Origin of the sequence: Brevibacillus fortis, from assembly GCF_046196545.1 — a bacterium.
Lineage (GTDB): Bacteria > Bacillota > Bacilli > Brevibacillales > Brevibacillaceae > Brevibacillus > Brevibacillus fortis_A.
Window position 1 is genome coordinate 4,264,042 of the sequence record NZ_CP176370.1, and the last position, 11,300, is coordinate 4,275,341.

General features: G+C 47.7%; 1 protein-coding gene. It reads right to left on the bottom strand.

Going from position 1 to position 11,300, the window contains the following annotated elements; translation table 11 throughout:
* Positions 1–12: 12 nt before the first annotated feature.
* Positions 13–11,298, bottom strand: a complete 11,286-nt coding sequence (locus tag ACKKE8_RS21175; protein ID WP_409174764.1) for an SDR family NAD(P)-dependent oxidoreductase — start codon at positions 11,296–11,298, stop codon at positions 13–15.
* Positions 11,299–11,300: the final 2 nt, after the last annotated feature.

An 11,300-nucleotide genomic window follows, 5' to 3' on the forward strand; every position in this document is an offset into this window, starting at 1 on the left:
CACTCCTTCGGCTTACACGTATAGAACCGGGTTGTCCTGTTCTCTTTCTGATTGAGATTTCAGGGTGCTATTGACTAGAAATTCAGTGATGTGCTTAAGCGTTGGATAGTCCATCATCACAGCAGGTGTCAGCTCAAGCTTGTACGTCTGATTAATTTTGGTAGAAAATTCGGTGAGCTTGACTGGATCGAATCCGTACTCCTTTAGTTCAATATCCGTATCTATTTCGTCGCTCTCTACCTTCAGGATTTGAGAGGCGAGTTGAATGATCGTTGCTTGTACGTTTTCAAACAAGCTGTCCGTGTCCGTATCCAATTCTGAAGCAAAATAGGCTGCTTTCGGCATCTCTTTTACTTTCAACTTGTTTTTAATGCTTGCCATGCTGGAGGAAATTTTGGTTGAAATGACTGCAACAGATTCGCTTGTATGGATTCCTTCCATATCGAGTGGCTTGATCGTTTTCATCAGCGCCAATTGATTCATCGGACCTGATAGCAAGGCTTCCAATGCCTCCATTCCTTCTGAAGGTTCAATCGAGCCAATGCCGATCTGTTCCATTCGTTCCTGATAGCCCTTGGACGCAACGATTCCCACACTGCCCCAGTATCCCCAGTTCATTACTTTCACCGCACACGTCCATTCCTCGGCAAGCTTGTGGGCGAAAGCATCTTTAAAGGCGCAGCCTGAAGCATAATTGCTTTGTCCAGGCGATTTCGTAAACGAGTTAATCGAGGAGAAAAACAGGACGAAATCCAATGGCTCCTCGCCAAACACTTGGCTCATCCGCACACTTACCTCTACTTTTGGTACCAGTCCGGCTCGGAAGGTCGTCTCGTCCATATTCGCCAGACTTCTATCAAGGAGTACAATGGCGGAATGAATCACCCCGTTAATCTGGCCAAATCGTTTCTTGCTCTCTTCGTAAGCAGATTGCAGCGACTCGCGATCTGTAGCATCGGCTTCGATGTAAAGCGGTGCAGGTCCTAGGGCAGCAAGTTGATTTATTTTGTTCTGAATCGACTCCTCTTTCTTGCGGCGACCGATCCAAATGATTTGTGCTTGATAGGTGCGGATCATGTATTCGCTCCACGCTTGTCCAATACCGCCCGCGCCTCCAATCACAACATAGACTCCATGCTGTTTGTAGACGGTTTGGTTGATGGAAGGACTCTGCACGGGTATCAGCTGCTGGCGATACCACGCGTGTCCACGATATGCCCAAGCGTTTCCATGAGCATCGGCAGGTAAAGCAAAAATATCGCGTAGCGGCCAATCGGCATGCGCTTCCAAATCAACGAGTCTTACCTTCCAGTTCGGATATTCCTTCGCCATCGATCCGATCAACCCGTGGATGCTGGCATGCGTTGGATGAACCGTATCTTTTTTGTAGATAGCCTGCGCCTGAGCAGTAATGATCGTCCAGCCCAAGTCTCTCGTCTGATATCCCAACGCAAGCAAAGCCTTGATCAAACGGAAAACTTGAATAACGCCCCGCTCCTGCTCGATCATCAAGGACTCCTCTTTTACGGATTCCAAAGGGCTGTCAGGAGCAACCCACATGATATGATCGATCACACCCTGCTCTTCCAGCTTACTTGCGATAACCTCTATAGAATCAACTGGCTGAAGCTGTATAACAGAAGCTTGAGGGTAATGACGTTGAAGGAGACTTCTGTCCTTTTTTTCGGCACAAACGATGACTACTTGATCACTTGTTGCTGGAATGACTTCCCCTTTTTCTACCGATACAGCGTTCCATACTGGAGTGAGCATCGTGGTTCCCATCAGCGGTGGAGCGGAAATCACTGCTTCCTGAGTCTCTCTCACCGTCGCTCCAGGCTTTTCACTTCCAACTGCAAAACCTTTCATCCTCACGCCTATTTTGCCTGCCTCATCACATAAATCGATATCTATTTTCTTGTTCTCCGATTCCTCACTGGATCGAATGAGAGCATACATGACAGCAGGATGATCCTTTATGATCTCCAGCTCTTCAAGGGTAAAAGTACCACTTGGTTGGATGGAGCTGATGTTGTCAGATGATATAGACTCCGTGATGAGATAACGAGATGACTGCAACAGAGACTCCAGCAGGCTAGGATGGAGAACGAATTGTCCTGCTGTCTCCCTAGCAATCGAAGGCAAGGAGAGTTTTACCAGTACTTGTCCCCGCGCCCTGTATACTTGGTCAATCCCGTGAAACAGCTCGAAGCATTGTCGGGCAGTAAGCATCTCGCTGCTCTCGGCTTGCAAGGCAGTTAGATCCAACATTGGTGCTTCCACGAGCGAAGTGAATTCGACCATACCTTGGCTGTGTACCACAGACCTGGTATCCTCGTCTTTCGATTCGCTGTAGATTTCATAAGCAAGCTCTCCAGTTTCCTCTGGATCGATACCCAGGTGTACCTGAACCAGATCATCGCCCACCAATAGCGGAACATCTGTAGCAATATGAGTCATTCGAATTCCAGATAAAGTCCCCTCTCGATCTCCTGCTGCCTGTTTCACTGCCGCCCGTGCCATTTCCAGATAAGCAGTGAGTGGCAAGAGGCACTGCCCGTTTCCAAGATGATTAGCCAAAAACGGCTCCTGCCCTGTAAAGCTAGAACTGTATCTCAGCTCATAAAGGTCAGAGGTGTTCTTGTGAAGCAATGGATGGAGGATATCCCCGCTAACGGAAGAAGCTTCCGTCCTACCTGTTGCCATTGGTTTTTGAACGTCTATCCAATAACGCTCCCTAGCAAACGGATAGGTAGGCAAACTGACGCGGCGCGGCTTATCCTCGCTATATAGCTTATTCCAGTCAAAAGAGACGCCCTTGACCCAAAGGTTCATCAGTTTTGCGTATTTCCCCTTGGCAATCCATGTCTCCACTGTTTGCTTCATATCTTCATCAGCAAAAAGGGCTACCGTGTCATGATTGCGCTTCACTCGCCCACGATAAAGCTCGGCAATGTTCTCTGCACCTTCTGTAAACTGCGTTAGTTTTTCCGCAAGCTCACCCACTGATCTGACGATAACAGCCAAGCGTTCTTCCAGCGCTTCCCGTCCTACCTGAAGCGTAAAGGCGATATCACTCAATTGGGCATCGGTGAATGATTCTTCTTTGATCGCCTTCACTAATCGATTCACTTGAGCGAACAGTCTCTCTTCGTTCTTCGCTGAGAGCACGATCATTTTTGGTTGCTGTGGCTGAATGCTACTCTTGGGCTGTCTATCTTTTTCGAGATACTCTTCGATGACAATATGGACATTGGCTCCTCCCGCCCCAAATGACGATAGCCCAGCGATTCTCGGATACTCCTTGGTTACTCCGTTGATTTCAATGATGGGTCGTTTCCATTCTGTCAGCTTTTGCTGAACAGCAAATGGTGTATCACTGAAATCAATGTTTGGATTCATTACCTCAGCGTGCAAGGATGGTGCGATTTGACCGTATTTCATCTGAAGCAATATTTTGGTCAAGCCTGCAATTCCTGCCGCGCTCTCCGTATGCCCAATGTTCGACTTCGCCGAGCCGATGGCGCAGAATTGCTTGTCTTTCGTGTATTGTCCGAATGCGCGAGTCAGTCCTGCAATCTCGATTGGATCGCCCAAAGCGGTACCTGTACCGTGCGCTTCGATATAGCTGACGGCACGAGCATCCACTCCTGCCCGCTGCAATGCCTCGTGGATTACCTGCGACTGTGCGATGGGGTTGGGAACCGTGTATCCATTTGTTTTGCCGCCTGCATTGAGCATGCTTCCCTTGATCACGCCGTATATGTGGTCACCGTCGGCAATCGCCTTTTGCAGAGGCTTCAATACGATGGCTCCCACACCTTCTCCATCTACAAAGCCGTCCGCTTGGTCGCCAAACGACTTGCAGCAGTCACCAGCAGAAAGCATAGTCGCTCCAGACAGTCGAATATAGTGGAACGGATCGACAATTAAATTGACGCCGCCAGCGATGGCACATTCACTTGTTCCGCTGTACAGGCTTTCCAAGGCTAAATGGATCGCCGTCAAAGAAGAGGAGCACGCCGTATCCACTGCTAGACTTGGTCCTTGGAAATTGAACAGGTAGGAAAGTCGATTCGCGATCGACCAGTAGCTCGTTCCTGCTGGGTAATTTCCATTCATGACACCAACAAACACACCAATTTTTCTGCTTTCTCCTAAAGTGGCAGGAGTGTAGCCCGCATCTTCCATACTGGCGTATGCCGTTTGTAAAAATAAGCGCTCCTGAGGGTCCATCTGCTCTGCTTCGTTAGGCGATATTTGGAAAAATAGCGGGTCGAATTTATCCATATCCTCGATGAAACCGCCCCATTTGGTGTACATGTATCCTCTTTTTCCTTTTTCTTCGCTGAAAAATTCTTGCCAATTCCAACGATCCTCCGGTACTTCCGTGATGCAATTCTTCCCTTCTTTCAGGCGAGTCCAAAACTCCCAGACATCCTCCGCTTGCGGATACCGGCCTGAAAGACCAATGATCGCCACATCCTGTCTGGACGGCGCTGTTGGTTTTTCTGCTTCCGTATCAAGAGCTTGCAGGAAACGGCGAGGCTTTGCCTTTCGAACTGTCGTTCCAGCTTGCTCTCTGGTTGGCTTTGCAGAAGCTGCTGAGTTGGTTGTTTGCTTTTGAACAGGCTGCTGCTCATCTATTCCTACTAATGCTAGTAATTCATCCGTTTGTGTTGTCATGAAATGCTCGACCAGCGCATCAATCGTTTGATATTCAAAAAAGAGGGTCGTGCTGATCTGATGCAATTTTTTCCGTAAGACATTCGTCATTTGCACAATCATAATCGAATCAATGCCATACTCCTCAAGGGCGGCAGAAGAGTCGATCTGGTCAAATGCAATTTTCAGTGTTTCTCCGACCAATTGCTTGAAATAGGCTATGCTTTTCTCCCGAAGCATTTCCTCCGTGCTTGCTCCTCTGTCTGTAGCTGGAGGACTTGGCTGAGTAGAGGCTGAGACCCCACTTGATTTCTGCTGTTGTTTGGACTTGCGGACAATGCCGTCACTTTCAGCAATCATCAACTGTGGATAGGAGACAACTCGGTAGCCCTCATCTCTCAATACTTTCTGCCAAGCTTCCAGAGGTAGTAAAAGACCTTCTGCGAGGTCTTTACGCACGTTTTGATCGGTCATCTCTTTTACTAGAAGCAGACCATTCCTTTTTAAGAGATTCTTGCAGTTTCGCAGGGTTTGGCGAATTGATTGAGCTGCATGGAGTTTATCAGCTGTGATAATCAGATCGTATTCACCAGCATGCATTCCTTGTTCACCAAACGCCGCTTCTGTATCAAAAACTTGGAAGCTGATAAGCTCTTGATAGGCATGTAGTTTTTGTGAAATCAAGGAACTGGTGGATTCTGGACCTGCTCCGATTTCCAGAATCCGAATTCGCGCAGATTGCTCCTGCTTCAACCGCTCCTCGATGAAGGCAGCCACCACATCAGTAAGCCCTTCATTTTCATGGGCAGACAGCTGTAGGATGGATGGATAAAGTTCAGGGTGAACATCCACCCATTCTTCAAGCTTCATCCCTTCAATGACAATAGGCTTTGTGATCTTCATTAAAGCAATTTGATCCATGGCTCCTGCGAGAAGTGTCTCTACAGCTTGCATGGCTTCTGGAGGCTGAATAAGGCCAATGCCGATTTGCTCCAAACGACGATAAGTTTCTACCATCTCTTGATGAGAATCTTCTACTTGCCCACTACTCCAATAGCCCCAATTGATCAGTTTGACCGCACATGGCCATGCTTGGGTCAGTTGATGAGCATATGCATCCTTAAAGGTACATCCGGCAGCGTAGTTGCTTTGCTTCGGAGCTTTGGTAACTGCCATGAGCGAAGAGAAGAATAATACGAAATCCAAAGGTTCCTCCTCAAATACCAAGGCGATGTTCACACTCACATCAACCTTAGACGAAAGCACTGCTCGGAAACCTTCCTCTTGCATAGTTTCCAAGCTTTCCTCAACCAAGACCATGGCAGAATGAACAACTCCGTCAATCCGTTTATACGTTTGCTTTATCTGTTCATAAGCTTGTTGCAAAGCTCTCTGCTGCGTTGCATCCGCTGCTAAATAGTCTGGTGCTGGTCCCAAAGCGGCCAGTCTATCCATCTTCGCTTGAATCTCTTCATTTTTTTGACGACGGCCAATCCATATGATCTGGGCTTGATAAGTACGAATCATATATTCAGTCCATGCTTCGCCGATGCCACCAGCACCGCCAATCACCAAATAAATGCCACCCTGCTTCAAACGCGTCTGATCGATCGGAGGATGATCGACGGTAAGCAACTGCTGGCGATACCATTCACCCTGACGATAAACCCATGGACGCCCCTGACGATCTCTTGGCAGCCTCAACATATCATCCAACGGCCATTCAGTTTCGGCCTCTACATCCATGAGTCGAATCTTCCAGTTTGGATATTCCTTCGCCATCGAACCAATTAACCCATGAATACTGGCGTGGCAAGGATTCACAACATCTGTATGGCGAATAGGCTGGGATTGAACCGTGATGACGCTCCACCCCAACTCCTTACTTCCGTATCCCAAGCGAAGCAAGGCTTTAATCGTTCGGAAGCATAGAATTACTCCCTGATCTTGCCCCGCGATTAATCGATGATCCGCCAAGGAATCTATCGCATCAAAAGGAGCGATCCACACCAGATGATCAATGGAACCAAGCTCTTCCAGTCGGTGTACGATTTCCTCAATCGTATTCTCAGCCGTAATGGACAACACTTTTGCTCGTGGATAATATTGTTGAATGGCGCTGCTATTCTCTTCATTTCCCCCCACAATGACAAGCTGCTCATCAGCAGTAGGGAAAAGCTGCCCCTTCTCAACTGGAGTCACATCCCACACAGCGGACAGCATGAGATTCCCCACAGGAGGCTCTAGTGAGGTCACGGAAGAAGCTATGCTCGAAGGAACGTGGCTCGCTGGCTTCCCATCCTCCAGCACTCGCATGGAATATCCCTTCATTCGTACACAAACGGTTCCTTGTTCATCACACAAATCAATATCCAGCTTCTGCACCTTGTCATCTGCGCTGCTGTTAGCACTGTAACGAACGTACGCCCACATTGAGGATGTGCACTTTCCGTGGATTTCCACTTCCTCCATGGCAAAAGGCAAGGAGGGCTTGCGACTGGAATGGCCATCCGCTGCCCCACCCATCATGAGCCCGATAGATGCCTGTAAAGCAGAATCCATTAGGCTTGGATGCAGGACAAAAGGGCTCTCCATTTCGGAAACGGTGGTTGGCAAGGACAGCTTGGCTAATACTTTGCCCTCTCCTACATACAAGGTGTCAATTCCTTGATGTGCCGACCCATAATCCATTCCTATCGAATGAAAAATGCTGTAGCATTGTTCGGATGAAAACGCACGTTGACCGCACTCTGCTTGTAAGGATGGCAGATTCAAGGCATGTTTCTCAGCAATAGAATGAAGCATGACGCTGCCCTGACTGTGTACGACGGGTTCTGCATCCATAGCCTCCGACTCGCTATAGATTTCAAAAGTAATCTCACCATTCTCTTCGGGAACAAGACCGATATGTATCTGTGCAGGTTGGTCCCCCACAACAAGTGGCCGTGTCCAAACCACGTTTTTGAGTTGAATCTTGGCTGGTTCTTCGGTCAAGGCAGCCGTTGCTTGCTCTGCTGCGGCTCTGGCCATTTCCAGATAGGCAACTCCCGGCAAGATTCTTTGATTATTCACGACATGATCCGTTAGGAAAAACTCCTGACCTGTAAAAGTGGAGCTAAACCTCTGTTCAGAAAAATCAGAAGTATTCCGTTGCAACAGTGGATGAATGGCCGCTTCGCTCGTGAATGGAGCTGCTGTCTTGCCGCTTACAGATTTATTTTTGCTCTCTGGAATCCAATAACGATTTTTCGCAAATGGGTACGTCGGCAAGGGAACACGTCTAGGTTTGTTATTAAGATAAAGCTGTTCCCAATCGACTTCATAGCCAGTCACCCATAATTCAGCCATTTTTCTGATGTTGCCTTCTGCAATCCAGCTTTGGAATCCAGATGACTCGTTGTTCGGCTTCAAGCGCCCTTCCCAACAATTACCGATCGTATTCTCGCCTCTCGAATAAGCTTCCAATTTTCCGATCAGCTCAGGTATATCCTCGACGACAAAGGCTACTCGTTCTTTCATCCCTTCTCGTCCAACTTGCAAGGTATACGCCACATTTTCCAGATCGATTTGCATTGCTGGATCAGCAAAAGACTGAACTTCGCCCTCTATATCGTCTTGATGGTTATCCACGAGAGAAGCAATGACGGAAGCAATGGAGCTGCCTTGATCGAACTCCTTGATATCAAGCTGAATATGTAGCTCCTCTTGCAGTTTTTGCTTAAACTGTGTGATTTGAACGAGGTCTACTCCGTATTCATGCCACTCTTGTTCCATCTCAATGCTATTTTCTCCCACATGAATAATACTGGATAAAATCTTGCGGAGCTTCTTCTCCAGCATGACTTGAAGCTGATTTCGCTTCTCTTCCTCACTTGGTTGAGGGTGATTGTCTGATGATGCCCTTTTTAGAAACTCCGCTAATCTTTGTGCATAGGCTTGCAATCGTTCCTTATTCTTGGCAGATAGCGGAATCATCACTGGGTGATTTTTATAGCCAATGGCTGGCGCTTTCGGCTTGGTTCCAGCTGGGATGTATTCTTCCAAAATAATATGGGCGTTGGACCCTGAAGCCCCAAACGAACTAACCCCTGCTCGTCTCGGAACAGTGACTTCTTGACCGTTTTCCATGCTCACCGATTTCCATTCTTCTGTCCGTTGCTGTACATAAAAAGGAGATTGCGCAAAATCAATAAACGGATTCACTTCCTTGGAATGCAAGGAAGCAACGAGCGTTTTATGGTGGAGCTGAAGGACAGCTTTTTGCAGACCGCTGATACCCGCTGCAGATTCTGCATGCCCGATATTTGATTTCACTGAGCCTATGGAACAAAACTGCTGATCCTCTGTATATTGACGGAACGCTTTCACCAATCCTTGAATTTCAATTGGATCGCCTAAAGAAGTTCCGGTCCCGTGCGCTTCCACATAACCAATCGTTCGCGCATCCACACCGCTCTTTTCCAGGCATGCTGTAATCACTTCTGCCTGAGCAACAGGGCTTGGCACGGAAGGCCCGCTCACCGATCCGACGTGGTTTACACTGCTTCCTTTTACCACGGCATAAATATGATCTCCATCCTCAATCGCTTTGCGCAATGGCTTTAACACGACGGTACCGACACCTTCTCCAGAAACATACCCATCGCCATCCTTGCCAAAGGTATGACAATAGCCATCACTAGAGTGCATATCCATCATGCCATAGGACAAATATTTGCCAGGATGCAAGGATAAATTGACGCCGCCCGCCAATGCTACCTCACATTCTCCGCGCTTGATGCTCTCCAGCGCCAAATGAACAGCCGTCAGCGAGGATGAGCATACGGTGTCAATCGCCATGCTCGGGCCATGAAAATTGCAGAAATAAGAAACGCGATTAGCAATCGGTGCATAGTTCAAGGATAACGGGAACATTTCTCCCCGAGACATCGCTTCCGCTCCGATTAGGGAATAATCCTTGTGCATCACGCCAACAAAGACACCAACCTGCCGCCTGTTACTGCTCCCCCGCGGCGGAACAATCGTCTTCGGCGTATAACCCGCATCTTCCATCGCTTCCCAGCACGTTTCCAAAAACAAACGCTCTTGGGGGTCCATCGTTTCTGCTTCCCGCGGCGATATTCTGAAAAATGGAGAATCAAAGCAATCCGGGTCTTCAATAAACCCTCCCCATTTGGACATCTGCTTTCCTGAAGGGGATTTGAGTTCTCCAAACCGCTGCCAATCCCAGCGAGATTTCGGGACTTCTTTGATGCAGTCTTTGCCCTCTTTTAAATTCATCCAGAATTCTTGAAGATTTCTTGCCTCTGGATAACGCCCTGCCATCCCGATGATGGCAATTTCTTCATTGGCATTCGCTGCATGATTCTCAGAGCTTGCTGATAAATCTACGACCCTTGCAGGTTGCGGCAACTCTTGGCTACCTTCCTGTTTTATCACATCAAGCCCGCTGAATACGGAAGCATGATTCTCGGCAAGATAGGCGGCCAACTCAGCAATATTCGTATACTCAAACAATAAAGTAGGAGCCAGCGGCGCTCCTACTTTTGCTTCAACAGCCTGCACCACTTCCAACAAGCCCGGTGAGTTTAGCCCCATTTCATAGTAACCAATCTGCGTATCAATCAACGTGGCTGGAACTTGTAATCGATCTGCCAGCAGTTGTTGTAAAAAAGTTTGTGCTTGATTCGCTAAGGCAGACTGTTGCTCACTCGATTCATGAACAGATTCTTTCGAGAGAGATACCGTTTGCTTCAATGGTTGGATATCCGCTCGGAGCTGAGGTACTTCTTTTTTATTGGGATTGATCAGACCAGGATCACGTACTAACTTGCCCGCAAAATTTTGCAAATGAGCTATCTTTTTGCCTGAACGATCAAAGAACTCCAGCGTCATATACATCAGTTCATTTTTTCGCTGAATGGATGAAGTTTGTACTCTGGCAAAGCAATGTTGCTGTAATAGAGCTGTGGCCCGAAAAGATTCATAAAAAAGCGGCAAAAATAGCCGTTGTTCTTCTTGGACTACCGAGGTGAACAATACCATCGAGCCGATAGCAGACCCATCGATCAATGTCGGGTGAAACATGAACCCTTCCGCACTGGGAAGGGCATGTTTACCGAGTGAAATATCCATTACCGCCGCTGAATCTGTTTCGTAAATCGTTCCTTCTGCCTTCATAAAACCTGTATGCACCAATTCCTGACGGCGGCATTGCTCATACACGTCATGCAGATTGACCTTTTTGTTTGCCGCTTGTTCTATCATGAGTAGATCCAGCGTTTCATCGAACTGCGCGGAAGCACTTTGATGCATTTCAGCAGTGACATACAGCTTTTTCTCCGAGTCTAAAATGCCGTTGCGCTGTGTCTGACCCTCCATCCGAATCTGCCACTGTCCTGCTTTGCCTTGCGTGCACTGAATGCTCAGCATGACATCATAATCTTGTCCCACCATGATCGGATGATAGATCGTTAGATTACGAAGCTCAAGCTCGCTGTAATCATGACCATTTTCTCGAAACATTTGATATAACAGATCGATATGGGCTAATCCGGGCAACAGTTCCTGACCGTGCGCTTTATGATTTTTGAGGATTGGATGGTTGATCGTTATGAGAAACTGATCATGCACTT